A 26,557-nucleotide genomic window follows, 5' to 3' on the forward strand; every position below is an offset into this window, starting at 1 on the left:
GATCAGACACAGCGCTAAATATCATCAAAACCACATCACGCTTACACTCAATCATCGGATTGTATCTTTACTGTTTCGATTGCTAAGCGTGCTAGCTCATCTGGTTGAAACTTAGCCAAAAAGCCATCTGCTCCAACTTTTTTTACCATGGCCTCATTAAACACACCACTTAACGATGTATGAAGTAGAATAAATAAATCTTGTAACCGACTGTCATTACGAATGGCCGTGGTTAAGGTATAACCATCCATCTCAGGCATCTCAATATCAGAGATAACCATTGCAAACTCTTTGGTAACATCCGCCCCATCCGCTACTAAACCTTGCAGATAATTAAGGGCTTCACGACCATCATTCAAAACCGTTGTCGCAAAACCCACTTGCTCCATACAGCGCTTAATCTGCTTACGGGCAACAGAGGAGTCATCCACAATCAAAATATGATGCTGCTTAGCACTATTTTGGATGCCCACATTGATGATACCATCCGAAATATCCTGACGAGTTGGCGCCACTTCAGACAAAATCTGCTCTACATCAATAATTTCAACCATTTCTTTGTCGACTTGGCAAACTGCCGTTAGGTAGTTGTCGTTGGACAAGCCTTTTGGCGGTGGCTGAATATCGCTCCAGTTCATATTGACAATACGTTCAACGCCACGCACCAAGAACCCTTGAATACGACGGTTATATTCAGTAATGATGACAAAACATTGGGCAATGTTTTCAATCGGACTGGCGCCTGTCGCAAGCCCCAAATCTAAAATGGGAATGGTTCCGCCACGAATATGAGCCACACCTCGCACAACAGGACTACTGTGAGGCATGGAAGTTAGCTTAGGACACTGCAATACTTCTTTCACTTTAAACACGTTAATGCCATATATTTGCTTGCCATTTAAGCGAAAGAGCAGCAATTCCAGGCGGTTCTCCCCAACAAGTTGGGTACGCTGATTAACGCTATCGAGAACACTGGCCATAAAGCCTCCTATGTGTATTCGTAAATTCAGTATTCACTGAAACTAATTAATATTAAAATATATTGTCAATGATAGAGTGATTTTTGCTATTTTACTAATACCTTATAGTAACTCAATGTACTAAATGCGCTAGCTGGGAATGTCCCCACTAGTAACTAAGAGAGTAAACCATGCGACTAACAAGGCTACTGCTAGCCTTCTTTTGCCTTCAGGCCAGCACCACGTTTGCTTCGTCAATAGAAGACCAAGTCCAAAACTACATCAATAATGTTGAGATTCCTCGCTTATCAGGTATTTACCCTGATGCGTCGGTGTCCATTACCCTTAACAATAAAATCTCGCTTAGTTACCTGCCAACTTGCAAAGACAAACACATCCAAATAAAAAATCAGCGCCCCAGCGCTTCAAAACGCACCACCTACTCTATTAGTTGTAACAATCCGATGTGGAAGTCTTACCTCCCTGTCACCCAGAGCATTTTAATACCGGCTTTTAAAACACTCGAACCCATTAATAGAGGGCAAGCTTTTACCAAGCAAAACATTGGCATAGGCAATGTAGATTTAACGAATTTAAGAGGCCAAGTATATACCCCCCAAGATCCGCCTTATGGCCTTGTTGCCTCCCGAAACTTACGCATTAACACCTTTATTTCCGATGATGTTACCCAAAAGCCCACCCTCATAAAAAAAGGCAATCAAATCCTCATCACAGCCCAGAGCGGCAACATTGTGGTTAAAATGAACGGCATCGCTCTACAAGATGGTGTTGAAGGCCAACAAATACGAGTTAAAAATACCAGTTCAGGTAGAATAATATATGCAAAAGTTGTAACGGACAGTGAGGTTCTTGTAAACTACTGAGCATTCTTTAGTCTGATTTGGTTTTTTTATATCGACATTTACGCGAAGTTTAACTAAAGTTTTACGGGCAACGGTCGTTAACAGAGACAGATAAATTATTTAAGGCGGTAAACCCCCATGGCAATACACTTTACAGGGTTATCCAATCAAAGCAACGTCACGAAAAGCGAGCGTGCGACCAAGGACGATGCGAGCAAACACTCTGTTGATACCTCATCGAACCCTGGCTCTAGTAGCTTAATGGCTGCGGATACGGTTAAGCTCAGTGGCACAGCAAAAACACTGAAACATCAGGAGTCTCGCATCAATAGTATGCCAGAAATTGATCAGGAGAAGGTAGACCGTATCAAAAACGATCTAGCCTCTGGCAATTATAAAATAGATACCCAGAAGCTTGCTCATAACATGGCTTCTATGGATTCATTGTTCTAGACTATAAGGCTCTCTTATAGTCTAACTCGGTCAGTTTTATGATCCCTATCGAACCGGTTTTTACCAGAAGCAAAGAAATCCTTACGGAGCTTGTAACGCTTTTGGATAATGAGCGCTCAGCATTTGGTCAATTAGACAACCAAAAAATCGTTCAAATAGCAGAACAGAAAAGAACACTGCTCGATGAAATGAGCATGTTGAACGAACGTCGACTCAATATTCTGATTAAATTTGACATTTTGGACAGAGACAATCCTCTCGAAGACGACTTTAAGACTTGGCTTAAAAACCAAGACAGCTCTATGGATGATACACGTTTATTGATCTCTGAATGCGAGACTCTGCTAACGACTTGTAAAACAAAAAACCAAACTAACGCCCGTATCCTTCACACTCTCCAAAAACGTAACAAACACCTTTTCGAGCTATTGCAAGGACACAACAGTAAAAATAAAGTGTACACAGCACGAGGCTCAACCCAACCTGTCAGCAGTAAGCACACTTTAGGCCGCGCCTAAACATTGCAGCCTACCTACAAAATCACCTATTTAACAATGTGATAAAGTGCACCTAAAAATGGGTAAAAAAGAAACGAAAGTGCCCTTTTATAAAGCATATGCTGGAAAACCTGCACAAAAAACAAACAACATTGACCCAGATCAAAGCAAACATAAATTTCTCAAAATATGAGAACGTGGTAACTTTTAAATACTAAACCACTTTTCAAAAACCACAAAAATCTTATTTTTTTAACTTCAAAACCCCAGTAAAACCAATGATTAAACAACTATCTAGAATATAGTGGTTTATCCACCTCCCTTTCATCTTCATCGTTTAGCCTTGTCTGTCAGACCAAAAAACATACTTCCTTACATGCTCATCATCTTCCCTTATAGAAGCCATTGGCCTGTATTTTGCTTCGTTTACACAGCAACACAATATAGTGATGAAAAAGAGGTAATGTCTATGGTGGCGGAACATCTTACTAACGGCTTTCGTAGTGAATCAGGTATTCATGAAATAACAGCACACAGCCAGATCCTAAGAGAGTGCCATCTCAATTATGAACAACTTTCGACAGGCCGGTTTGAAGGCTCTCTTAAAGAACTTTGGCTGGAAGGCATACAAATTTACGAAGAAAGTCTATCGAGATCCGTTTTTCAGTATGGTGAATCCAGAAAAAACTCACTAAGCTTTTCAGTATTTAATCAACTCGACAGTGAGGCCCGTTGGCTGGGAAAGCCCATACAAAAAGATGATGTATCTTGGTGTGGTTTTCAAGAAGAGCTGATGCTACAAACGCCAGAGAACTGTAGCTTACTGGTCGTTAGTGTGCCCGAGGAACTTCTCTCTGACTTAACAGACAACCCCTACCCTAAAGTTGGAGCACTCACCAACAAAACTCTTGTTCAAGGTTTCAAGCATGAGTTTAATTCGATACTCTCTAATATGAACCAACATTCGTTATTGTTTAATCAACCTGCCGCCATTAAGCAATTTAAAAGTGACATACGAGAGCTGGTAATGCTACTTTTTCAGGCACAAGAAAAAAGTCCTGAAAAAAGAAACATCTCGCGACAAAAAGCACAGCAAATAGTGTGTCAGGCTAGAAAAATTGTTTTGGAACACCCGGAGACGCCCCTAAACGTCGATGAACTTTGCAAGATCACATACACTTCTCGTCGGGCACTACAGAACTGTTTTTTAAGAGTAACAGGTCAAAGTCCTGCTACTTTTTTAAAAAACATACGACTCAATGCCGTTAGACGAAGCATGCTAAATGACCCCCATGACAATATTTGTAACATTGCATCGCAATGGGGTTTTTGGCATCTTTCTCAATTTACTTGCGACTACAAGCGACTATTTGGAGAGCTGCCATCACAAACATTGAGTGCGCTTCGCCTCACTCACAAAACGCGCCAATCATCACATACCAAAAGAAGCCGTCTAACAAGCAGCGTCGGTAATACTCTCATTTAATTTGTAACTCGCCCTGAGCAATTTCTTACTCATCAAAATGGACTTTGATACCACATAAGAGTCTTATTTTACACCGCTAAAAAAGCGAAAAAACACCACAAACAACCAATTAAATTCTCATTTTATGATAATTTAATTAAAACTTAAAAAAAAGTGCCGATTTTTGATAACACACTTTCTCGCCACTAAATAGACTGAATATATCCATCATAATTAAAATAGGAACACGCAATGGAACATCCTAAATTGAAAAAAGAGAGCCTAGGGCTCTGGTCAGTCGTTTTTTTCGTTATTGCTGCAGCTTCACCTTTGACGGGGGCTGTTGGTGCGCTACCTATCGCTTTTATGGCGGGAAATGGTCCCGGTATTCCAGGCATTTACGTCGTTGCGGGGATCTTATTGACCCTATTTAGCTTTGGTTTTATCGCCATGAGCCGTCACGTCGTTAACTCAGGAGCGTTCTACTCATATATAAGTAAAGGTTTAGGCCCCTCAGTTGGCTTAGGGGGATTTTCTATCGCGATGCTAGCCTACTTATCCATGGTTTTTGCTGTAAGCTCTCTATTTGGCTTTTTTGCTAGCATTTTCTTATCTAGCAATTTCGGCATTGACGTTCCTTGGTGGGTATTAGCCGTCGCGAATCAGGTTATCGTGGTCTTACTTGGTATTGCCAAAGTGGAAATTGGAGGAAGAATCCTAGGTATTTTGATGCTTCTTGAAGTGGCTATCATACTATTAGTTGACTTCACCATCGTCAAACAACCCATTACCATGGAATTCTCGTCTTTTTCACCATCTGTTATATTTTCAGGCAATGCAGGTGTCGGACTCATCTTTGCCATCTGTTCTTTTATCGGGTTTGAAGCCTCCGCCATTTATTCAGAGGAATGCAAAACACCGGAAAAAACCATTCCTCGCGCCACTCTCGTTGCTGTAACTGTTATTACTATATTTTATGCCTTCACAGCATGGGCAATTGTTCAGTATTTAGGTGCGGCCAACGTGGGTGCCGTCGCAGCGAAAGACCCTGGTATGTTTATTTATAATATGGCCGATAAATTGCTCGGCAACTGGTCAAGCCAAGTAATGTCTGTTTTGCTGATCACAAGTTTATTTGCCGCGACTCAGGCCTTTCATAATACGCTTGCTCGTTACTTATTTTCGTTAAGCCGTGACGGCTTATGTTGGTCTAAGTTTTCAATTTTACACAAAAAATACCATACACCTTATATTGCCAGCCTCGTCCAAGGCGTCGTAATAATAGGAGGTCTACTTTTGTTCGTCGCTATCGGCCTTGACCCAATGGCAAATATTTTTGCATGGTCATCTGCTCTTGGTGCCATGGCAATCTTAGTCCTACAATGTGCCGTTTCACTTGCCGTGATTGCATTTTTCATGAGAAACCGTTCTTTAGAAGCTTCTCTTTGGAGTCGCTTAATTGCACCGGTGATGGCAGCAATAGGAATGGTCATTTCACTCTATATGGTTGTCAACAACCTTGATGTATTAAGTGGGTCTAACTCACCCGTGGTCTCTGTATTACCGTACTTAGTAGTCGCCTTTGCTGTTGGGGGCTTTTTCACCGCCAAATGGCTACATAAAGCAAACCCAGAACGATTTGCTAACATGGCCAAAGTGGTAGAAACTCTGTAACGTTTTCACTCACCGCTGTTCCCTCCCTTATGGACGCGTCATTACTAATAAATGCCGCGTCCATTTTTTTTACCTATATAGAAAGATTTATAAAAGGTAAAAACATTTATAAATCAATGTTTTTTCTTTCATAAATTTGAGTTCAAGACAAAAATCAGGTATAAACTCCCATACAAAATGTCCCCTTAGTTCAGTAGGATAGAACGAGGACCTCCTAAGTCTTAAACGTGAGTTCGAATCTCGCAGGGGACACCAAACTATCTCATTTTCTACCCCGTTAGGGTAAAAATTGAAAACAAAAAGAGCGACCAATGGCCGCTCTTTTTGTTTTCAACACTGTCAATCGATAATCGCACTCTATAAATACATATTATTGTGCTTCAATTACTTCAAAACTGTGCACAATCTTCACGCCGCCTTTTTCCAACATCAAAGACGCAGAGCAATACTCTTCTGCCGACAGTTTTACCGCTCGCTCAACAACACTTTCTTTTATGCCATGGCCTGTGACCACAAAGTGTACACGGATCTCAGTAAAGACAGCTGGTACGGCATCCGCACGATCGGCATCGATATGCGCCACACAAGAAACAACATCCTGACGAGACTTTTTAAGAATATTCACCACATCATAGGAGGTACATCCACCCAAGCCCGCGAGCAATAACTCCATTGGGCGAGCGCCAGCCGTTTGATTGCCGTCAATCTCTAGCGTATGACCAGAGCCCGTATTGGCGGTAAAATGCACATCTTCTTTCCAAACTACACTTGTTTTCATGCTTTTCTCTCAATTCATTTTATACAGGTCAGAGTAATTATTTAAATAACTCTGCCAATTTATCACCAGGTTCATCAGCTCGCATAAAGGCTTCACCAACCAAGAAGGCATGAACATCATGTTCGCGCATTAACGCTACATCCTCACGGGTATGGATCCCACTTTCCGTCACGATCAAACGATCACTCGGCACACCTTTTATTAAGTCCAAGGTATGATTTAAGCTCAATTCGAAGGTATGCAAATCTCGGTTATTAATCCCTAACAACTCTGTTTCAGTGTAGTTAAGCGCCAAATCCAGCTCTGCTTGATTATGCACTTCCACCAGCACATCCATGCCAAGCTCTCTTGCCAAGGCATCCATAGACCGTAACTTTTCCCCTTCTAGGCACGCAGCGATTAACAAGACACAATCAGCCCCAATAGAGCGTGCTTCAAGGATTTGATATTCATCCATCAAAAAATCCTTACGAATCACAGGTAAGCGGCAGGCGCCACGCGCCTCAACCAAATACTCTTCGTGTCCCATAAAGAAGTCATGATCAGTCAAGACAGACAAACAGGCAGCACCACCTTGCTCATAAGAACGTGCTATTTGCGCAGGTTGAAAGTTCTCACGTATGACCCCTTTGCTAGGTGACGCTTTTTTCACTTCAGCAATCACACCTGCGTTACCTGTTGCAATTTTCTGACGCAACGCCTTAACAAACCCCCGGGCAGGATTATGTACATTGGCGACAGACGCAGCCACTTCCAAGTCCGCATAAGACGTATGGCTCTTTCGTTCTTCTATTTCCTCGTATTTACGAGATACAATCTTTCTTAAAATAGTCGGTGTTTCAGCTTTCATAATAAACTAATCCTCTCGCTATCACGCTTGCCTCATTACTTCATAAAGTAGCGAGTAAAGCTCGCCAATTCAGACATCTTAATTTTTGCTAACCCACCACCAATCATATCTTCCGCCATCGACACACCTTCCTTTAGGCTATCAGCAACGCCACAAACGTAAATCGCAGCCCCTGCATTAAGCGCCACAATATCACGGGCTGGATTTATCTTACCCTTGCCGTCTAATGCCGTTTTTAAAAGCGCTAAGCTTTCTTCCGCGTCTTTTGCTTGAACTGAATCTAATGATTGCAAAGGAATGCCAAAGGTTTCAGGCGTAATAGTGTATTCGCTGATCTCACCCGCCTTCAGTTCAGCTACATGAGTGGGCGCAGCGATACTGATTTCATCCAAACCATCTTCCGAATGAACAACCATAACGTGCTCACTTCCCAAGGCTTTAAGCACTTCCGCAATCGGTCGAACCAGCTCTTTAGAGAAGACCCCTATTACCTGACGCTTGGCATTTGCTGGGTTTGTTAGAGGCCCTAATAAATTAAAAATCGTTCGTGTAGCCATTTCCTTGCGCGGGCCCACAGCATGCTTCATTGCTGTATGATGATGAGGGGCAAACATAAAACCCAGGCCGATCTCACGAATACAACGGGCAACTTGCTCCGCATCCAAGTCTAAATAAATACCCGCCTGCTCCAACACATCTGCACTACCCGATTTGGAGGAAACAGAGCGGCCACCATGTTTAGCCACATTGCCGCCTGCGGCAGCCACAACGAATGCCGACGCCGTAGAAACATTAAATACATTCCCACCATCGCCGCCTGTGCCACAAGTATCAACCACATTATCTAGAGAAATATCCACTTTAATAGACAGCTCACGCATCACTTGTGCTGCTGCAGTAATTTCAGCGACGGCCTCACCTTTCATTCGAAGACCAATCAAAAAACCGCCAATTTGCGCAGGCGTCGTCATCCCTGTCATGATGTCGTGCATAACAATACGCATTTCATCACCTGTTAGATCTTGGCGATTTACAACAGCTGCAATTGCTTTTTGGATATCCACCCAACTCTCCTATCGTGTCAAAAAATTTGCTAACAAGGCATGCCCAGCCTCGGTTAGTATGGATTCAGGATGAAATTGCACCCCTTCAATGGGCAAGCTCTTATGGCGTATTCCCATAATTTCTTCACATTCACCTGCCTCATTTTGCGTCCACGCCGTCACTTCAAGACAATCGGGCAATGACAATTCATCAATCACTAGAGAATGATAACGTGTCGCAATCTGTGGATTTGGAACACCAGAAAACACAGAGGTATGATTGTGATAAATCAAAGATGTCTTACCGTGCATGACATTTTTAGCACGAATCACATCCCCACCAAAGACCTGACCAATACTTTGATGGCCTAAGCAAATACCTAAAATAGGAATTTTGCCTGAAAATGCCCGAATAGCCGCCATCGAAATGCCCGCTTCATTAGGAGTACAAGGTCCTGGGGAAATCACCAAATGGCTTGGCGCTAATGCAGCGATTTCTTCCACCGTGATTTCATCATTACGATACACCTGCACATCCGCCCCTAGTTCACGAAAATATTGCACAAGGTTGTATGTGAAGGAGTCATAATTATCAATCATCAACAACATATAGACATTCAATACTTAATTTGATGACATTGAATCAATATCATTGTTTAAACAACCTCTGTTCGTTTTCAGTATCGCTCGCAAACGAATAGAGAAACAAGCGCGAAGATAAGCGGATTCTACCAAACCCTGCTTATCTTGGCTCACTTTTACGTTAAGATTTCCATTAGCTGAATGTTACCATCGTGCTATTGCCATCTCTTTGCAAAAAGTACACAAGAAAACTCGCCCCGTTTGAATCCATCCTAGTTATACTGCACACTCAATTACTTAGTTGCTATGTTGATTCGTTAAGGACTCTTTGTGCACAGCCAAGTTTCAGATTTAATTGAACTTTTCATTCAGGAAGGACACTCTTCCGAATCCGTTGGCAAGGCCATGCTTGAACTCACGCCAGATGATGTTGCTTTGGCCCTTGAGTCGATTCCACTCGCCCAACGAACCCAAGCTTGGCAGAGCATTAAACAAGCAAACCGCTTAGACATTTTGGTTGAAATGCGCGGCGAGTCTCGACAACTGTTGCTAAGAGAGTTAGATGACGCCGATATAGAGCACTTATTTGCGGATGCCGAAGCAGAAGATTTACTCGAGATCGCCGACTCTCTGCCTGATCACTTAGTCGATCTCGCACTCAGTCAAATGGATTCCAAACAACGTGAGTACTACCAACAAGGTATCGTTTACGATGATGAGTTGGTCGGACGCTGGATGGATCACGAGTTACTGATTATTTCTCAAAGTGCGCGAGTCTCTGAAGCCATGCGCCTATTAAAAAAAGCCACACCAAATTATACGGAAATGATCTATTTAGTGAACCGTACTGGCCGCTGGGTCGGCTGCGTTCCCTTTGACAAACTGCTCAAGGCGCAACCTCATGAACCCATCTCCAGCCTAATGGATGAAGATTGCCCTTTTATTTTAGATACAACGAACCTAATAAAAGCGGCTGAGCAGCTAGAACGCTCAGGCTTATCCGCATTGCCTGTTGTCAACGAACATCAAGTACTACTGGGTCGCCTTCACGCAGGGTTAGCGCTGGAGTCTCTGCGCCTTGAAAACGAAGCTCAACAAATGTCGACGGCAGGTTTAAATGAAGAGTCGGACCTATTTGCTCCGGTCAAACGCAGTGCTAGCACTCGAGGTATTTGGCTAGGCATTAATTTATTAACGGCTTTTCTTGCCTCGTCTTTCATCGGGTTATTTGAGGCCACCTTGCAACAAGTCGTAGCATTAGCCGTGTTAATGCCTATTGTCGCCTCGATGGGCGGCATTGCTGGCAGTCAAACACTCACGCTCATTGTGAGGGGTTTGGCTTTAGGACAGATAACCCGAAGCAACTTCAAATCCTTGCTATTAAAAGAACTTAAAGTCGGCGGATTAAATGGCGTCCTTTGGGCCATCGTCATTGGGCTTGTCACACTTTGGTGGTTTGACAATCCAATGCTTGGCATAGTGATTGGATTAGCCATTATCATTAATATCATCATGGCGGCATTTTCTGGCGTTGTCATTCCTGTGCTATTAGATACGTTTAAAATCGATCCAGCCCTCTCGGGATCCGTCATTTTAACCACTGTGACCGACATTGCGGGATTCGTTGCTTTCTTAGGACTTGGCACCATGTTACTGCTTTAACCGTTACAACTTTAAGCGTATGGCTTATGCCCTTGCCATTATGCGAACACGATTTTTAAAAGGAAAAACACCATGACTTGGCATACTTTACAGACCTATCTTGGCTTAGGTGATTCAAACATGCATTGGGTAGTGCGCGTTTTTATCGCCGTGCTGATCACTTTGTTTTTAAACTTTATAGTGACCAAGATTCTTATACATATCGAACACAAAATGGAAAAAACCAAAACACCTTGGGACAACGTGCTAATCAATGCAGCACAAAAACCCATTGGTATGTTTATTTGGTTAGCCGGCTTATCGATTGCTGCCGAAATTTCGGGGACTGAAATCGATCAGAAGCTTTCCTCTTTGATATCTTCCATACGCGCCGTAGGTGTAATCGCTATTATCACCTGGTTTGTTTTACGCCTTATCAAAGAAGCCGAAAACACGCTTACCACGTCTTCAAAGGTAAAAAGCAAAGTCGATTACACCACCGCCAGCGCCATCAGTAAACTACTGCGAGCCTCAGTCCTCATTACCGCCTTATTAGTGATTTTACAGTCTCTTGGTTATAGCATTTCTGGGGTGCTCGCCTTCGGTGGCCTCGGGGGGATTGCCGTTGGCTTTGCCGCCAAAGATTTATTAACTAATTTCTTTGGTGGTTTAGTGGTCTACCTCGTCCGACCTTTTGCCGTCGGTGATTGGATCCGTTCACCTGATAAAAACATAGAAGGAACAGTCGAGAACATCGGCTGGCTCCAAACCCGCATTCGTACCTTTGACAAACGCCCACTTTACGTCCCCAATTCCACTTTTTCGACCATCTCGGTGGAGAACCCATCGAGAATGTCTCACCGCCGTATTAATGAGACGATTGGGGTTCGCTATGATGATTTCAGCCAACTCCCTCAGATCATTGCCAGCATTAAAGAAATGGTAAGCCAACATCAGGATTTAGATACCAATGAAACCTTCATGGTCAACTTTAACGAGTTTGGAGGATCTTCATTGAATTTTTTTATCTATGCGTTTACCAAAACCGTCGACTGGAAAACCTATCACGATGTGAAACAGGACGTACTATTCAAAGCGATGGAGATTATCGGAGAGTATGGTGCTGAAGTCTCCTTCCCAACCACGACCTTGCATATAGCACCTGATAGCCAGATGACGTTAGTTAAGCCATCCAAAGAAGACAAGAGTGCCTCTCAAATCGAACACAAATCAGAAGGAAGCGAAAAAGATTCACAACGTCAATGATGATGAGGACTCCATCCACCACTTTTGCCATAAAACAATGCCGAGCAAGTCGCTTGGCATTGTTTTTTGATATGTCTATTTTTGATTCGCCTACTGTCGACGAGGTAATGACCTTATTGACATAAAAATATCAGCAGATCAAATGAGCAATTCTGTTAAGTCATCTATTACGGCATCTGCTCCGAGCGAAACAAGATCAACACCTTGATGATAACCATATGTGACCAGGGCACAACGAAAGCCTGCGCTACTTGCAGCTCGATAATCAGTAATAGAATCGCCAATCATTAAGCAGTTTTCAGGTTTCGCCTCAATGGCATCACTACAATACAGCAAAGGCATAGCGGATGGTTTATGTTCTTCTAAGGTATCGCCCCCCAGAAACCAAGCAAAATGTTCCGTTATCTCAAAACGATCTAAAATTGGCTTAATAAAACCACTCGGTTTATTGGTAATCAGAGCGATAGGTACATTTTGATGTTTAAAGGCTTTAAGTAACGCTTTTACATTAGGATAAAGTTGCGTGTTATCAGCCACATGAACATGATAATGTTGCAAAAACGCTTTATAAGCTTCTTCGTAATGATCACGGTCAAGTTGTGCCCAATCTAACGCTTGCTCAATCAATTTTTTGGAGCCAAAACCCACCCAACCACGAACTCGTTCTTCGCCTGCTCTATTTGCCCCTAATGCGTTTAAAGCAACATCAACAGCCTCAGCAATATCGGGAACGCTGTCAACCAAAGTACCATCAAGGTCAAGGCAGACTAACTCCGGCCAACCATCAAACCAGGCTTTAAAATGCTTCGGTGTTTTCATTAGCGTACTCTCGCCAATTCAGCGCGCATGTTACTAATCACAGCTTGATAGTCGTCTTTGCCAAAAATAGCCGACCCTGCCACGAATGTATCCGCTCCAGCCTGCGCCACTTCCGCAATGTTTTTCTCACTAATCCCACCATCCACTTCTAAACGGATGTTATAACCACTGGCGTCGATCAAGGCTCGCGCCTCACGGATTTTATCCAATGTTGAAGGGATGAAAGATTGACCACCAAATCCTGGGTTGACCGACATTAAAAGAATCATGTCGATCTTATCCATCACATGCTTCAAATCATTCAATGGTGTGGCAGGATTAAACACTAATCCTGCTTTGCAGCCGCCATCTTTTATCATCTGTAAAGAACGATCAATGTGCTCACTTGCTTGAGGATGGAAAGTAATACTAGAAGCCCCAGCCTTAATAAACTCTTCAATCATACGATCAACGGGTTTGACCATCAGATGAACATCAATATCAGCCGTCACGCCGTGATGACGTAGCGCTTTACAGACCATCGGCCCTATCGTTAAATTAGGAACGTAATGATTATCCATCACGTCAAAGTGAATCATGTCAGCCCCAGCCTCTAATACTTTATCCACTTCTTCGCCTAAACAAGCAAAGTCAGCAGAAAGAATAGATGGGGCAATGATAAAATCATTCATATCTGGCTCCAGCAATGACAGAATAGAAACAGTAGGACTTAAGCACGATGCAACAAACTAGTCATCCATCGAGCGTAAGGACACACAGTAAAAGATCGTTTATTCTAACAAGGCAAATGACATAAGTATTGAAACAATGAAGAAAAATATTCCCCCATCGCGAATTCTTTTACCAACCATAATCATCTTATTGTCATCGAATCTATTCGCTGCGACAGACTCCCAAACCAATCCAGCAAATCCAGCCACGACGCCAACCACATCCAAACAAGCGACATCTCCCACAAAAAATAACACCAATAGCACGACGGCCAACGATAAAAGGGTCATGCCAACACCACAGAGAAGCCGCATCCAAGCCTTGGAAACCCGTTTAGAGCAAAATCAACAGGCTCATCAGATCAATATTCTTAATGCCAATAACACAACACCGTTTTTAACCCTCTATCAAGAATCACAAACTCGCGACACAGAAGGTTGTGTGATTTTACTGCCTTCCGATAACGAACACCCAGATTGGCCAACCGTGATCGCCCCCCTTAGAAATGCGCTCCCGCAGTACAGCTGGTGCACCATTTCAATGGAAATCCCAGATATTACGCCACGTGCCAATGCCATTACGGACTTTCCACAGCCATCGTTTCCGACCACAGGCTCTAACACATCGAACACTGACACGACAGCGACCAAAAGCAATACCAATAGTAATGCGAAAGACAAGAGCGAGTTACCCAATCAGAAAGTGGTGTTTGACCGCTTACAAGCGGTCATAACGGAGGCTAAACAAAAAGGGGCCAAACAAATTGTACTCGTCGGTTATGGAACGGGGGCCGCTTATGCCATGACTTATCTCGCGACAAACCCCAAAGCCGCAAACGCCCTAGCGATTATTAACGTAGACACAGCAAAGCCGATTACAGATTACCAATTAGCCCAACAAATACGGCAAATCAATGTACCTATATTAGACTACTACTATGGCCAATCCATAGCACTCAAACGTTTCGCGCTCTGGCGAAAACAGGCAGCCAATAAAAGATCAGACAGTAATCTCAACTATGTACAAATGGATGCATTCGCCGAAACCAAAAGAACCATGGATGGAAGACTGATACTCATTCAATATGTTCGTGGCTTTTTAAAACAAAACACTCAGCAAAAGGAGCAACTACAGTCCCTACCAGATTATGATAAAGGGCTTTTTTATAAAAGCCCTGCCGATGATGGAACAGAATAACCACTCCTACTTACGTGATTTTCTAATCAGCTCGTAAGCGGCTTGTATTTCTTGTGTTCGCTCTTTAGCGTGTTCAATCATTTCATCCGGCAACCCTTTGGCACTGAGTTTGTCCGGATGGTTTTGGCTCATTAACTTGCGATAGGCTTTTTTGATTTCCGCGTCACTCATGTCCGCTTTCACACCTAACACATCATAAGCGGCTTTTAGTAAATCTTTAGAATCCTGCGCATTGGCAGAGGATTGGTAGCCCTGACGAAAATGCGTTTGCTGTTTCACTTGGATATGTAAGGCTTCGAATTCAGCAACCGACACCCCTAGATAAGCGCATACTTGAGAAACGAGGGATTTTTCCTCAACACTAAAATGCCCATCAGAGTAGGCCGAGATTAAGAGAATCTCAATCAAAGTACGGGTCAAATCCCCAGGCCCAACCACTTCTCGAAAGTGAGTAAGCACAGCGGTCAAATCAAAACTCGCAGACTTTCCTTCATTAAAAAATTGACGAGCTTGCTCTTGGGCAGCAGGGGAAAGACGTAACCTTTGCATCACCGCTTGCGCCAATTGGATCTCTTCTTCTGTCACTCGACCGTCAGATTTTGCCAATCTTCCCATTAATAAGAAGAGTGTACGAAAAAAAACTTCTTGCTGTTGGCGGATATTAGAACGAGTGCTGGCTCCCATAAAAGCACCGCCTCGTTGCCCTCTATCTAGCATGGCGCCTACAATTAAGCCAATTAGGCCGCCTAAAAAACCCATTAAGAGAGTGCCGAGAATTGCACCGACCAATTTCCACATAAAGATATTTCTCCAGAATCGGTAGCCCCTAGAGGCCTGCTTAGATTATCATTTGCCAACAACATGGACCCGTATAAGGGAAGAGTCCAATTTGGGACAATCACTATTTACCAACAAGTATACCCTGCATGGTTAAGTATTTACGTATTTACGCTTTATTTTTTCAAACTCTTTTCGTCATTCCACTGGCGCACGCTAGCCAAGTGACAAAAGAAAATCAATGGGATTGGGTGCCGAGAGAATCACTCCCCAAAGCCCAACAAGAACAAATAAGCCGATATTGTCAAGGCACTTATGTAGATCATTGGAAACCCACAAACAGCCTTGATACCAACCTCAATGCTAAGACGATTTATCGTGATAAGTCGGGGGTTGTCCATTTAATCGGTGATGCTGAGGTCATCAAACCGACATCCACATTGCAGGCAAATCAGATCGAAGGGGTGCCAGGCAAGTACTATAAAACCAATGGCAACATCATCTTACGCCAAAAAGGCCAAGTTATTCGTGGAACCAGTGGCTACATATCCAACGACAATGACTCGCCAACGGAGTTTGTGGACGCAAAATTCGTCAGTATTGCAACAGGTCAACGAGGTGCAGCAAAATCTTTATTGCGTAGTAAAAATGGCATTATCTTTATTTACCAAGGCTACTACACCACCTGTGAACCAACGGAAGATAGCTGGAAGCTTTATGGCAATTCAATAGAACTTAACCCAAAAGCCGGATTTGGTACCGCAGAAGACGTACAATTACGAGTTCATGATATACCGGTATTCTATTTCCCTTGGCTACGCTTCCCCTTAACAAGCGCTCGCCAGACAGGTTTTTTATTCCCGACTTTCGGCTTCTCTGGAAGCAAAGGCCTATCCCTGTCGACACCATTTTATTGGAATTTGGCCCCCAACTATGACGCAACCATCACCCCCAATATTGTCACCAATGAAGGGAATGGACTTGACCTTGAAATTCGCCATTTAAGCAAATACGGTTTAACCACCTATGAGCAATCCACCTTTGACGAACATAAATCTTTCGACTCTTCAAGACCGGCGGATGGCGCGCAAACGCTACTGAAGTTCAAAACCGACCAACAGTTTACCAACAATATCTCCTCTGGATTGTTGTACGAAGACAACCCGACAGAAAACAAGTACCCAGATGTCAACTCAACGTCCATCAAGCAAAAGGACAATTACGAGCGAAGTGCTTACCTAGGTTTTAACAGTGGCAATTTTAGCAGTAAGGCCATCATCCGTACTTACCAAACACCGGATCCGACCCTAGACAAACCATTTGATTGGAAACCACGCATAGACTCCTCATACCGCTACGCTACCACTTATTTAAACTACAGTGTGGATGGTCAGTATACGGATTTTTACGATCCAGATGAAAACAACTTCGATGGCAAACGAAGCGTATTAAACCAAGATATCTCGTTAAATTTAAGCAATACTTGGGGAACCTTCTCACCAGGGGTGTTATTAAATTACCGTGACTATCGAATACATAATTACAAATCCCCAGATTACGATACCAGTTTAAACCATGCATCGGTTTATTTTGATTCTAGTGTCGTGTTTGAACGCCCGTTATTAATCGACGGCTCCATATGGCGACAAACCTTAGAGCCTCGTTTAAGCTATCTAAACTCGCCTTATAAAGATCAAAGCTTGATTCCAAACTTTGATGCCAGTGTGCCAACCCTTAATTATTCTCAAGCCTTTAGCCATCAACGGTTCAATGGTAATGACCGAGTGGGGGACACAGAGCAAGTAACATTGGGTATTGAAAGCCGACTTTATGACGGTCAAAATCGCCAGCGGTGGGCATTTAAACTAGGACAAGTTCAATACCTGAAGGATCGTTACGTCAACATAACAGGAGCAACCAGCCAAAACACACCTGTTGATACTGAAAATCAGAGCCCCTTACTCGGTTCCGTCACTTACACTGGCAGTAACCGTTTTAGTCTGACAGGAAATGTAAATTATGATGTCAACACGCACAAATCCAACCTCGCTCAAGTTATCATTAAGACGAGACCAGCCGATTATGTGCGATTAGACATGAGCTATCTCTATACTGTTGGCAATGAAGACCCAACCAATGATGCAAAACAGGCGAATGTGAGCACCATTTTCCCTGTTAGTCAGGATTGGTCGATGTATCTACAACGTACCTATGACTTTTTTAAACACCAGAAAACCAAAGATGTTGCCGGGGTTGGTTATGAAAACTGCTGCGTGAAAGTATCATTGAGTTACCAAGAATGGTTGAATGACAACAGTGATATGGAACGCGGCGTGTTCCTACTCTTTAATTTACGCAGTTTGAGTACCGTTGGGCAGAACAGTGGAGAGCCTAGTGTCGCCCAAGACTATTGGAATAATGGACAAGTTGGATATTAAATGATGAAGTTGTTTTCCCTAATATTAAGCGCATTTCTCTTTATCGCGCCTTTTCAATCGCTCTACGCGGCGACTAACAACGATGGCCTAACCAAAATAGATGGTATTGCCGCCATTGTTGATTCAAGTGCCATTCTAGACAGTGATATTCAAGAACGTTTTGATGTGGTTAAAAACCGTGTGCCTGGCGGTATAATGACGCCCAACATTCGCCGCCAAATTCTTAATCAATTGATCGACGAAACACTAATGGCGAATTATGCCACGGATGTGGGCATGCAAGTTTCCAGTTCTGAAGTCGATCAAGCCATTCAAGGCGTTGCAAAGCGTATGAACTTGGATCTTGCTGGCCTCAAGAATGCGTTAAAGCAACAAGGGATTGACTACAGCCGCTATCGAGCCCAAATCAAAAAAGAAATTTTGATCAACGACATTAAGCGAGAAATCATTCGCAAACGTATCTCGATCACAGATCAAGAAATTAATGATTACTTGGCGGCTAATGCCGATCAGACCAAAGACAAAGATGAAGTTCACCTCTACCAAATTTTGATTCGTGCCGCTAACCCGGATGAGGCTAAAGCGAAAATTGAAGCCATTGCGAAAAAAATTCACTCCAAAAAGGATTTCATGAATCAGGCCGTTGCTAATTCTGATGGTCAATTTGCCATTGAAGGCGGGGATCTAGGGTGGCGCCCTCTTAATCAATTACCCCCCCTATTCGTTAAAGCCATTGCTGGCAAAAAAGATGGTACGCTCGTTGGCCCACTTCAAAGCCCCGCAGGCTTCCATTTGCTATGGGTTGACGGCAAACGTTCAGAATCACAAACGATTCAACAACAAACAGAAGTCAGCCATATATTGCTCCGCTCCAACGCTATTCGCGATGAAGCACAAACAAAAGCCTTAGCAGAACGTCTCTATAAACAGCTTAAAGATGGTGCTGACTTTGCCACACTGGCGAAAAAATACAGTGAAGATGAAGGCTCTACCTTACAAGGCGGTAGTCTAGGGTGGGTCTCTCCGGGCACCATGATTCCCAAGTTCCAGCAGGAAATGGATGAAACGCCAGTCGGTCAAATCAGTCGCCCCTTTAAAACCCAGTTTGGCTGGCATATTTTGAAAGTCGAAGCCCGTCGTAAAGAAGATATTAGTCAAAAGGTTCTGCAAGCTAAAGCCCGCGAAGCGCTCATCGCCCAAAAACAAGATGCCGTTCTGAGCAACTGGCTTGGTGAACTCAAAGCAGATGCCTTTATTGATATCAAAGAGGGAAACTAGTTCCATGGTTCAAGGCATGACCCATCAGCCCCCTCTTATAGCCATTACCTCTGGTGAGCCGTCTGGTATTGGGCCTGATATCATACTCAGTGCGTTAAGCGAACAGACGTTTAACGCACGCCTTGTCGTTCTAGGGGATTTTGAACTGTTACAAACAAGGGCCAACCAATTGGGGCTAGCCCCCAAATTACATACGGTGACCCAGATCGATAAAGTGCCATTACACCAGGCTGGCCATATTTATCTGTTTCCAGTACCTCTTGCTGTCCCGACAAAAGCTGGAGAGCTCAATGTTGCCAATGCTCCATATGTCTTAGAAACCTTACAAAAAGCAGGGGAAGGCTGTTTAAATCGAACCTTTGATGCCGTTGTCACGCCTCCTGTTCATAAGGGTATTTTATGCGATACAGGGGTGCATTTTTCAGGGCACACCGAGTTTTTCCAAGCCCTTTGTCAATCGCCCCAAGTCGTCATGATGCTAGCAACAGAGGCCATGAAAGTTGCTTTGGCCACCACTCATCTACCACTACAAGAAGTGTCCTCCGCTATTACCAAAGACACTCTATCTCGTGTGATTCATGCGCTAAATGCAGACTTAAAACGCAAATTCGCGATCAGTAGACCAAAAATTTTAGTGTGCGGACTGAACCCCCATGCAGGCGAAGATGGGCATCTTGGTATGGAAGAGATAGACACCATCATACCGACATTGAATGAACTTCGTGCACAAGGCTTGGATTTAGTGGGCCCCTTGCCAGCAGATACATTATTTACACCAAAATATCTGGAGCAGGCTGACTGTGTGCTAGCCATGTATCACGATCAGGGATTACCTGTGCTAAAATATTCGGGATTTGGTAACGCAGTGAATATCACATTAGGCCTACCCATCATAAGAACGTCCGTAGACCATGGCACTGCCATCGATTTAGCTGGTACAGGCAAAGCCAATAATGGCAGCCTTAAAGTAGCCATTCAACACGCCATCAATATGGCCAATAATGCGAAACAATTTCCTAATGAGCAAAACACAACCCCATAAAGCCCGCAAACGCTTCGGCCAAAATTTTCTTCACGACCATGGTGTCATTCGGCGTATCGTCGCTTGCATTGGTCCTAAAAAAGGCCAACGTCTTGTTGAAATTGGCCCAGGTAAAGGCGCCTTAACAGAAGGCATCATCAGCGTCACCGAGCGTATGGACGTCGTGGAATTAGACCGCGACCTTATTCCTATTCTCAAAGTGAATCTGTTTCGTTACCCTGAATTGACGGTTCACGAAGCGGACGCCATGACATTTGACTTTTCATCTCTGGCGCAAGAGCAAGCCATTCGTGTCGTTGGTAACTTGCCATACAACATTTCGACACCATTGATTTTTCATTTATTAAGTCAAGCTAACTGCATTGAAGACATGCACTTTATGCTGCAAAAAGAAGTCGTCGACCGGCTTGCTGCGCGTCCAGGTGATAGTTTATATGGTCGTTTAAGTGTAATGGCACAATATTATTGCCAAGTGGAATCCCTGTTTATCGTGGGGCCGGAATCATTTGATCCAGCTCCGAAAGTAGACTCTGCAATAGTCCGCATGACGCCATACAAAACACTGCCTTACCCAGTTAACGATATTAAGACCTTAGAAGACATGGTTCGTATCGGCTTTCACCAACGTCGTAAAACGTTGCGAAATAATTACAAAGGGGTGCTGAGTAATGATGACTTCAATGCGCTAAACATAGACCCAGGTCTTCGCCCAGAGCGACTAGACGTTGAGGATTATGTGCGCATTGCTAACTTCATCCAAAACAAGGAGGCATAATTGAAATGCTAAAATACGATATCGCAGTCAATGTTCAAACCGAATACCTCCCCCACCAATCTACACCTAGCGAATCACGCTATGTATTCGCCTACCACATTACGATTACCAACTGCGGTACACAAGCGGCAAAACTCCTATCAAGACACTGGATCATTACTAACGGCGATGAAAAGATACAAGAAGTAAAAGGTGGCGGAGTTGTAGGGGAATACCCTCACCTTGAATCAGGTGAATCCTTCCAATACTCTAGTGGAACGGTAATGGATACCGTGGTTGGCAGCATGCATGGCAGCTATCAATTTATTGCCGATGATGGCACCGAGTTCGAAGCCCCTATTCGAGCTTTTCGTCTTTCTGTTCCAAATCAAGTTCACTGAGGTAACATATGGCGACCTATGCAATTGGTGACCTACAGGGCTGTTTTACACCACTTATGGCGCTACTCGAGACCTTTCATTATGATCCCCAAAAAGATCATCTATGGTTTGCGGGTGATCTTATCAATCGTGGCCCAGAATCCTTGGAAACCCTTCGTTTTATCAAGTCTCTAGGGAACAATGCCACCGCTGTTTTGGGCAATCACGATCTACACTTGCTGGCTGTCTCACGCGGTCATAGCGCACTAAAGCGCAATGACACTCTGCTCGATATATTAACGGCAAGCGATCGAGACGAACTCATGGAATGGCTTCGCCAGCAGCCACTTTGCCACTACGATGAAAGCCTCAATACCATTATGACTCATGCGGGCATACCACCCTGCTGGACATTGGAACAAACCCTGACCCTCGCCCAAGAAGTAGAAAATCAACTGAGAAGCGATACAGTTGATGATTTTCTCGCGGTTATGTATGGTAATACACCACAAAGGTGGGATAACAATCTAATAGGAATGGATAGACTCCGTGCCATCACCAACTACCTAACCCGTATGCGTTTTTGTGCGGTAGATAGTACTTTAGACCTAAAAACGAAAGAAGGCCTAGATACGGCACCAGAGGGCTATGCCCCTTGGTTCTCTTATCCAACCCAATTGCCTGAAGATTGCCACGTTGTTTTTGGTCATTGGGCAGCACTTGAGGGCATTACCCACTCCAATACTATCCATGCACTGGATACAGGTTGTGTTTGGGGAGGTAGCCTAACGGCCTTACGACTTGATGATCAACAGCTTTTTAGCACGCCATGTACCATTAAACGGAAAGAACTATGACTTATACTTGTATCGATGTGTCTGATGCCCTTCCTATTATCGAAAACGATGCGACGATTGTGGATATTCGTGACCAAGCAAGTTACCAACAAAGCCATATCAATAATGCTATCTTGCTAAATAACGATAATGTCCAAGAGTTTATCGAACAAGCAGACAAAAACAAGCCAGTTGTTGTCTGTTGCTACCACGGCAACAGTAGTAAAGGCGCCGCAGAGTATCTAGCGGCCCAAGGCTTTCAAGAAGTCTACTCACTAAATGGTGGCTTCAGTCAATGGAGCGCCATGTTCCCAGAACAATGCGAGCTTGGATCTTAGAGACACTCTATCAACAATAAATGGCCTGCTAGTAGAGCGATAAAAGCATGACAACATATCAGGTGTATTTAGTCGGTGGAGCCGTTAGAGACCAATTACTAGGGCTCACTGTAAAAGATCACGACTGGGTGGTGACTGGTGCCACTCCGGATCAGTTAGCCGCACAAGGTTATCAACAAGTAGGCAAGCAATTTCCGGTTTTTTTGCATCCGGACACCAAGGAAGAATACGCGCTCGCTCGAAAAGAAAAAAAGCAAGGCCAGGGTTACACCGGATTTATTTGTGATTTTTCTCCCGATATTCGCTTAGAAGAAGATTTAGCTCGCCGAGATCTCACCATCAACGCCATAGCACAGACACCTGACGGTCAGCTAATCGATCCGTTTCATGGTAAGGAAGATCTTGAGCACCGTCTCTTACGACATGTCTCCGATGCGTTTGTTGAAGACCCACTTAGAGTGCTCCGTGTCGCTCGCTTTGCTTCTCGGTTTCATCATTTTGGCTTTCATATCGCCCCTGATACCCTCAACTTAATGCGTCAAATCAGTCATTCAGGGGAACTACGCACCCTCAGCCCTGAACGCGTCTGGAAAGAGCTAGAAAAAGCCTTAATGACGCCTAATAGCTTTGTCTTTTTTGATGTACTGCAGCAAGTCGACGCCTTAGTCTACTTGTTTCCACAACTTGAGTGGAGGAGTTTGGCGTCAACCAAAGAACAATTACAATCTTCAGCACTGGCCCCCACTCAACGTTGGGCAATGATTTGTCAACACACCCCGCTTGACGCGCTAATTGTCTTACATCAGAACCTTAAATGCCCAAATAAGTACAAACAAATAGCGGAACAATCTTGTCATTTTCTGCAAACTCATCACATTCCCATGTCAGCAGCACACTGGGAAACATGGCTACTTTCCGTCGGTGCCATAAAAAAACACCAACCTTATAAACTTCTAGTAGAAGTATTGAGTTTATTAACGAATACCAAACAAGAAGACTGGCTTAGCCTGCGTGATAGTATTGCAAACATCAACGCTGCCAGCTTAATGAAACAAGGTTTTTCGGGAGCGGAGCTTGGTCAAGCATTGAAGGCCACCCGTATCACAACCTTGGAAAAAATGCTTCACCCATTCATTACCTAGACATCTACTCTTGTATTACCTAAGCCTCCTTAGAACAAGATGACCAACCTTGCTCAAAGCCATGACAATTGTACATCAGGAGGGATCTTATCATGTCCCTCAAATGTTTAAGCCGTTCGATATAACTTAACCCCAACAGACCTTGCGGCAGGAACAGCCCCAGGCTTGCGTACCGTCAACGTTAAGGCACTTACGGAAAATATCTTAATAATCTCGTCACTTAAGCGTTCTGCTAACGTCTCGATTAATTCAAATTGCCGTTCCAGACAAAACGCCGTAATAAAATTTGAAATCGCTTCATAATCGAGAGTTTTAGATAAATCGTCTGTTTGTGCTGGAACACGATTGTCATGTTCCATTTCAAGGTCCAACAACAGTTCCTGTTTAATGATTTTTTCCCAGTCATAAACCCCAATGACAGCCTGTACTTTTAACTCTTCAATAAACACAATGTCTTTCATGCGACACCTTTAACAGACGGTAATTCGGATAGTGGCCAACGCGCACGAATAGATAAATTCAAGCCTGAGGATTGCCCACAAATCAAGCGCTGAGCCCCCGCATAGGCAATCATCGCACCGTTATCAGTACACAGCTCCGGCCGCGCATAAAACACACTGGCCTGTATTTTTTTCAACTGAGACTCAAGCTGTTCACGCAAACGGGTATTAGCACTAACGCCACCGGCGATAATCAGCCGCTTTAACCCTTCACTTTCTAGAGCCCGACGACATTTGATCACCAAGGTATCCACCACCGCCATTTCAAAGGCCAAAGCGACATCGGCTTTGAACTGCTCATCACAACGTTCCTCATCCAATGCACTGTGGATCGCGGTTAAAAACGCGGTTTTCAAGCCACTGAAACTAAAATCCAATCCTGGGCGATCCGTCATAGGGCGCGGGAACTTCAGATCAGGACGTACCTGTCCCGTTTTGGCCAAAGCAGCGATTTGAGGCCCACCAGGATAAGGTAAACCAATCATTTTGGCCGCTTTATCAAAGGCTTCACCGGCAGCATCATCCAAAGACTGACCAAGCAAACGATATTCACCTATCGCATCCACCCGAACAAGCTGAGTATGACCACCAGAAACCAACAAAGCGATAAAAGGCATGTCAGGTTTTGTTGCTTCCAGCATCGGAGCTAACAAGTGCCCTTCCATATGATGCACGCCTAACGCGGGGATATTTAATGAATAAGCCAGCGAGCGGCCAATCGTGGCCCCCGCCATCAGCGCCCCAACTAAACCTGGGCCACTGGTATAGGCAACAGCGTCCAACTCATGCTTAGTCAGTCTCGCTTCTCGCAATACCTCATCGATCAGGGGCAAGGTTTTACGCACATGATCACGTGACGCCAACTCAGGCACCACACCACCATATTCGGCATGCTTAGCAATCTGCGAATATATTTTATGGGCTAAAAGGCCGTTTTCGGTATCGTAAATGGCGATTCCCGTCTCATCACATGACGTCTCTAATCCCAATACTTTCATTACTATGGTCTCATCACAAAATTTGCTCGCATTGTACCCCATCTACATACGTTAAGGCAGAGCCTACACAAATCTGATTGGACAAAGCACGCCAAACGTTTTAGAATACGCGCGTTTTAAACGTTTAGATAAAAAGGCAGGTGATTTTTTCTCGTTTGATCCATTCTCGTAGCGGTATTGTTTGATGTGATAATGCTCATCACTTATCAAGCCACCATCAGAGTGAGATACAAACACCCTTATGAAAGAAAATGAATAAAGACAGACGCAATACAGTCTGTTTCAGGGTTAGAGAAATCGATCTCTATAGGGCAAATATGCCATGAAATAGATGATCTCACTCTGTTCAGCAAAAGTGTGCTTTGAAAGCCCTGTCAATACAGGTATGATTCACGCCGTTTTTGCACAATTTAAACTTAAAACACATTTAAAAGGTAAAAATATGCCAGCTGTAAAAGTAAAAGATAACGAACCATTTGACATCGCTCTACGTCGCTTCAAACGCTCTTGTGAAAAAGCAGGTGTGTTGGCTGAAGTTCGTCGTCGTGAATGCTACGAAAAACCAACAACACTTCGCAAACGTGCTGCCGCAGCGGCAGTTAAACGTCACGCGAAAAAAGTGTCTCGTGAGCAGAAAAAATTCCAACGTTTGTACTAAGCCAATCTGCCGTTTGGCAATTTGCTAAAAAACAAATGTTTGCCTAGACGCACCGTGCTTTTAGGCTTATAAAAAAACGGCTAGTTAACAAACTAGCCGTTTTTTTTGCTTACAAAGGAATCCTTGCCGATCATTGCAAAGATTTCTATCAATTAAAAGAGGACCCCATGTCAGACTTAAAAAAGCACATCTCCGACTCCCTAAAAACGGCCATGCGAGCAAAAGAAAAGCAGCGCGTTGCCGTTATTCGCACGATTTTATCTGAATTCAAAAAAATCGAAGTAGACGAACGTATCGAATTAGACGACGCTCGAGTATTGGCAGTGCTGGACAAAATGAACAAACAGCGCAAAGACTCCAGCCAACAATTTCTCGACGGAGGCCGTGAAGACTTAGCACAAGTAGAACAGGAAGAAATGGCTATTATCAGTGAGTTTCTTCCTACAGCGCTCACCGATGATGAAGTTGCCGAGATCGTCAAAGCCGCTATTGCCGAAACAGGTGCTAACTCCATGCAACAAATGGGCGCCGTAATGGCAATTGTGAAACCTCAAGTGCAAGGTCGTGCCGACATGGCACAAGTCAGCAAGCAAGTTAAGGCGCAACTGGGTTAATGAT

The 26,557-nt window shown here is 43.8% G+C and carries 28 protein-coding genes and 1 tRNA gene; 19 read left to right on the forward strand and 10 right to left on the reverse strand.

Annotated features, from left to right (window positions below; translation table 11 throughout):
• Nucleotides 1-47: 47 nt before the first annotated feature.
• Complete coding sequence (locus AC0VYI_RS20255) at nucleotides 48-980, reverse strand: chemotaxis protein CheV (protein ID WP_199473886.1); 933 nt, start codon at nucleotides 978-980, stop codon at nucleotides 48-50.
• Nucleotides 981-1,150: 170 nt separating this feature from the next.
• On the opposite strand from AC0VYI_RS20255, the gene flgA reads away from it, so the two are divergent.
• The 6 genes from flgA to AC0VYI_RS20285 all read left to right on the forward strand — a co-directional run bounded on the left by flgA (nucleotide 1,151) and on the right by AC0VYI_RS20285 (nucleotide 6,166).
• The gene (gene flgA / locus AC0VYI_RS20260; protein WP_199473884.1) at nucleotides 1,151-1,843 is read left to right on the forward strand and encodes a flagellar basal body P-ring formation chaperone FlgA; all 693 of its coding nucleotides are present in this window, start codon (nucleotides 1,151-1,153) and stop codon (nucleotides 1,841-1,843) included.
• A 117-nt stretch (nucleotides 1,844-1,960) separates the two neighbouring features.
• The gene (gene flgM / locus AC0VYI_RS20265; protein ID WP_199473882.1) at nucleotides 1,961-2,275 is read left to right on the forward strand and encodes a flagellar biosynthesis anti-sigma factor FlgM; all 315 of its coding nucleotides are present in this window, start codon (nucleotides 1,961-1,963) and stop codon (nucleotides 2,273-2,275) included.
• Nucleotides 2,276-2,313: 38 nt separating this feature from the next.
• The gene (locus AC0VYI_RS20270; RefSeq protein ID WP_199473873.1) at nucleotides 2,314-2,793 is read left to right on the forward strand and encodes a flagella synthesis protein FlgN; all 480 of its coding nucleotides are present in this window, start codon (nucleotides 2,314-2,316) and stop codon (nucleotides 2,791-2,793) included.
• A gap of 448 nt (nucleotides 2,794-3,241) precedes the next feature.
• Nucleotides 3,242-4,258 (forward strand): helix-turn-helix domain-containing protein, encoded by a 1,017-nt coding sequence (locus AC0VYI_RS20275; protein WP_199473871.1) that lies wholly within the window; start codon nucleotides 3,242-3,244, stop codon nucleotides 4,256-4,258.
• 231 nt (nucleotides 4,259-4,489) lie between these two features.
• Nucleotides 4,490-5,911, forward strand: a complete 1,422-nt coding sequence (locus tag AC0VYI_RS20280) for an APC family permease (protein ID WP_475445166.1) — start codon at nucleotides 4,490-4,492, stop codon at nucleotides 5,909-5,911.
• A gap of 179 nt (nucleotides 5,912-6,090) precedes the next feature.
• Nucleotides 6,091-6,166, forward strand: a tRNA-Arg gene (locus AC0VYI_RS20285).
• A gap of 115 nt (nucleotides 6,167-6,281) precedes the next feature.
• On the opposite strand, the gene AC0VYI_RS20290 is transcribed toward AC0VYI_RS20285, so the two are convergent.
• Genes AC0VYI_RS20290 through AC0VYI_RS20305 form a run of 4 tightly spaced genes read right to left on the reverse strand, consistent with a single transcriptional unit; the run spans nucleotide 6,282 to nucleotide 9,191 of the window.
• The gene (locus AC0VYI_RS20290; protein WP_199473867.1) at nucleotides 6,282-6,689 is read right to left on the reverse strand and encodes an OsmC family protein; all 408 of its coding nucleotides are present in this window, start codon (nucleotides 6,687-6,689) and stop codon (nucleotides 6,282-6,284) included.
• Nucleotides 6,690-6,726: 37 nt separating this feature from the next.
• The gene (gene trpC / locus AC0VYI_RS20295) at nucleotides 6,727-7,539 is read right to left on the reverse strand and encodes an indole-3-glycerol phosphate synthase TrpC (protein ID WP_199473865.1); all 813 of its coding nucleotides are present in this window, start codon (nucleotides 7,537-7,539) and stop codon (nucleotides 6,727-6,729) included.
• Nucleotides 7,540-7,574: 35 nt separating this feature from the next.
• Nucleotides 7,575-8,603: an anthranilate phosphoribosyltransferase gene (gene trpD / locus AC0VYI_RS20300; protein WP_475445169.1), complete on the reverse strand. Its 1,029-nt coding sequence runs from the start codon at nucleotides 8,601-8,603 to the stop codon at nucleotides 7,575-7,577.
• 9 nt (nucleotides 8,604-8,612) lie between these two features.
• Nucleotides 8,613-9,191 carry an aminodeoxychorismate/anthranilate synthase component II gene (locus tag AC0VYI_RS20305; RefSeq protein ID WP_475445171.1) on the reverse strand — a complete coding sequence of 193 codons (579 nt, stop codon included), beginning with the start codon at nucleotides 9,189-9,191 and terminating at the stop codon, nucleotides 8,613-8,615.
• Nucleotides 9,192-9,494: 303 nt separating this feature from the next.
• On the opposite strand from AC0VYI_RS20305, the gene AC0VYI_RS20310 reads away from it, so the two are divergent.
• Nucleotides 9,495-10,826, forward strand: coding sequence for a magnesium transporter (locus AC0VYI_RS20310; RefSeq protein WP_199473859.1), 1,332 nt, complete (start codon nucleotides 9,495-9,497; stop codon nucleotides 10,824-10,826).
• Nucleotides 10,827-10,898: 72 nt separating this feature from the next.
• Nucleotides 10,899-12,071, forward strand: a complete 1,173-nt coding sequence (locus AC0VYI_RS20315) for a mechanosensitive ion channel family protein (RefSeq protein WP_475445173.1) — start codon at nucleotides 10,899-10,901, stop codon at nucleotides 12,069-12,071.
• A 138-nt stretch (nucleotides 12,072-12,209) separates the two neighbouring features.
• On the opposite strand, the gene AC0VYI_RS20320 is transcribed toward AC0VYI_RS20315, so the two are convergent.
• On the reverse strand, nucleotides 12,210-12,890 hold the full coding sequence (locus AC0VYI_RS20320; protein WP_475445175.1) for a phosphoglycolate phosphatase: 681 nt from the start codon (nucleotides 12,888-12,890) through the stop codon (nucleotides 12,210-12,212).
• Complete coding sequence (gene rpe / locus AC0VYI_RS20325; protein WP_475445177.1) at nucleotides 12,890-13,561, reverse strand: ribulose-phosphate 3-epimerase; 672 nt, start codon at nucleotides 13,559-13,561, stop codon at nucleotides 12,890-12,892. The genes AC0VYI_RS20320 and rpe overlap by 1 nt, the downstream gene beginning before the upstream one ends.
• Nucleotides 13,562-13,697: 136 nt before the next feature.
• On the opposite strand from rpe, the gene AC0VYI_RS20330 reads away from it, so the two are divergent.
• Nucleotides 13,698-14,798 (forward strand): DUF3530 family protein, encoded by a 1,101-nt coding sequence (locus AC0VYI_RS20330; protein WP_475445179.1) that lies wholly within the window; start codon nucleotides 13,698-13,700, stop codon nucleotides 14,796-14,798.
• 6 nt (nucleotides 14,799-14,804) lie between these two features.
• Here the strand turns inward: AC0VYI_RS20330 and djlA are convergent, their stop codons facing one another.
• Entirely contained in the window at nucleotides 14,805-15,596 is a 792-nt protein-coding gene (djlA, locus tag AC0VYI_RS20335) for a co-chaperone DjlA (RefSeq protein WP_475445181.1), read from the reverse strand.
• 128 nt (nucleotides 15,597-15,724) lie between these two features.
• Between djlA and AC0VYI_RS20340 the strand changes: the two genes are divergently transcribed.
• From AC0VYI_RS20340 to AC0VYI_RS20375, 8 genes are read left to right on the forward strand one after another with little or no spacing between them, the layout of a single operon-like run.
• Complete coding sequence (locus AC0VYI_RS20340; RefSeq protein WP_475445183.1) at nucleotides 15,725-18,013, forward strand: LPS-assembly protein LptD; 2,289 nt, start codon at nucleotides 15,725-15,727, stop codon at nucleotides 18,011-18,013.
• A complete protein-coding gene (locus AC0VYI_RS20345; protein WP_475445185.1) occupies nucleotides 18,014-19,291 on the forward strand; it encodes a peptidylprolyl isomerase in 1,278 nt (425 codons plus the stop codon).
• Between the two features lie 4 nt (nucleotides 19,292-19,295).
• Entirely contained in the window at nucleotides 19,296-20,333 is a 1,038-nt protein-coding gene (gene pdxA, locus AC0VYI_RS20350) for a 4-hydroxythreonine-4-phosphate dehydrogenase PdxA (protein WP_475445186.1), read from the forward strand.
• Nucleotides 20,311-21,108 carry a 16S rRNA (adenine(1518)-N(6)/adenine(1519)-N(6))-dimethyltransferase RsmA gene (gene rsmA / locus AC0VYI_RS20355; protein ID WP_475445188.1) on the forward strand — a complete coding sequence of 266 codons (798 nt, stop codon included), beginning with the start codon at nucleotides 20,311-20,313 and terminating at the stop codon, nucleotides 21,106-21,108. Before pdxA ends, rsmA begins: the two co-directional genes overlap by 23 nt.
• Nucleotides 21,109-21,113: 5 nt before the next feature.
• A complete protein-coding gene (gene apaG, locus AC0VYI_RS20360; RefSeq protein WP_233407464.1) occupies nucleotides 21,114-21,488 on the forward strand; it encodes a Co2+/Mg2+ efflux protein ApaG in 375 nt (124 codons plus the stop codon).
• Nucleotides 21,489-21,496: 8 nt separating this feature from the next.
• Complete coding sequence (locus AC0VYI_RS20365; protein ID WP_199473837.1) at nucleotides 21,497-22,324, forward strand: symmetrical bis(5'-nucleosyl)-tetraphosphatase; 828 nt, start codon at nucleotides 21,497-21,499, stop codon at nucleotides 22,322-22,324.
• Nucleotides 22,321-22,641, forward strand: coding sequence for a thiosulfate sulfurtransferase GlpE (glpE, locus tag AC0VYI_RS20370; protein ID WP_199473835.1), 321 nt, complete (start codon nucleotides 22,321-22,323; stop codon nucleotides 22,639-22,641). The genes AC0VYI_RS20365 and glpE overlap by 4 nt, the downstream gene beginning before the upstream one ends.
• Nucleotides 22,642-22,688: 47 nt before the next feature.
• Entirely contained in the window at nucleotides 22,689-23,783 is a 1,095-nt protein-coding gene (locus tag AC0VYI_RS20375) for a tRNA nucleotidyltransferase/poly(A) polymerase-related protein (protein WP_475445191.1), read from the forward strand.
• Nucleotides 23,784-23,890: 107 nt separating this feature from the next.
• On the opposite strand, the gene folB is transcribed toward AC0VYI_RS20375, so the two are convergent.
• On the reverse strand, nucleotides 23,891-24,244 hold the full coding sequence (folB, locus tag AC0VYI_RS20380) for a dihydroneopterin aldolase (protein ID WP_475445193.1): 354 nt from the start codon (nucleotides 24,242-24,244) through the stop codon (nucleotides 23,891-23,893).
• Complete coding sequence (tsaD, locus tag AC0VYI_RS20385; RefSeq protein ID WP_199473823.1) at nucleotides 24,241-25,281, reverse strand: tRNA (adenosine(37)-N6)-threonylcarbamoyltransferase complex transferase subunit TsaD; 1,041 nt, start codon at nucleotides 25,279-25,281, stop codon at nucleotides 24,241-24,243. Before tsaD ends, folB begins: the two co-directional genes overlap by 4 nt.
• 442 nt (nucleotides 25,282-25,723) lie before the next feature.
• Between tsaD and rpsU the strand changes: the two genes are divergently transcribed.
• Nucleotides 25,724-25,939: a 30S ribosomal protein S21 gene (gene rpsU / locus AC0VYI_RS20390; protein WP_009835737.1), complete on the forward strand. Its 216-nt coding sequence runs from the start codon at nucleotides 25,724-25,726 to the stop codon at nucleotides 25,937-25,939.
• Nucleotides 25,940-26,106: 167 nt separating this feature from the next.
• Nucleotides 26,107-26,553, forward strand: a complete 447-nt coding sequence (locus AC0VYI_RS20395; protein ID WP_199473815.1) for a GatB/YqeY domain-containing protein — start codon at nucleotides 26,107-26,109, stop codon at nucleotides 26,551-26,553.
• Nucleotides 26,554-26,557 lie beyond the last annotated feature (4 nt).

The organism is Marinomonas sp. 63XJN7_9_ISO-PGPR-S23-217 (assembly GCF_056173515.1).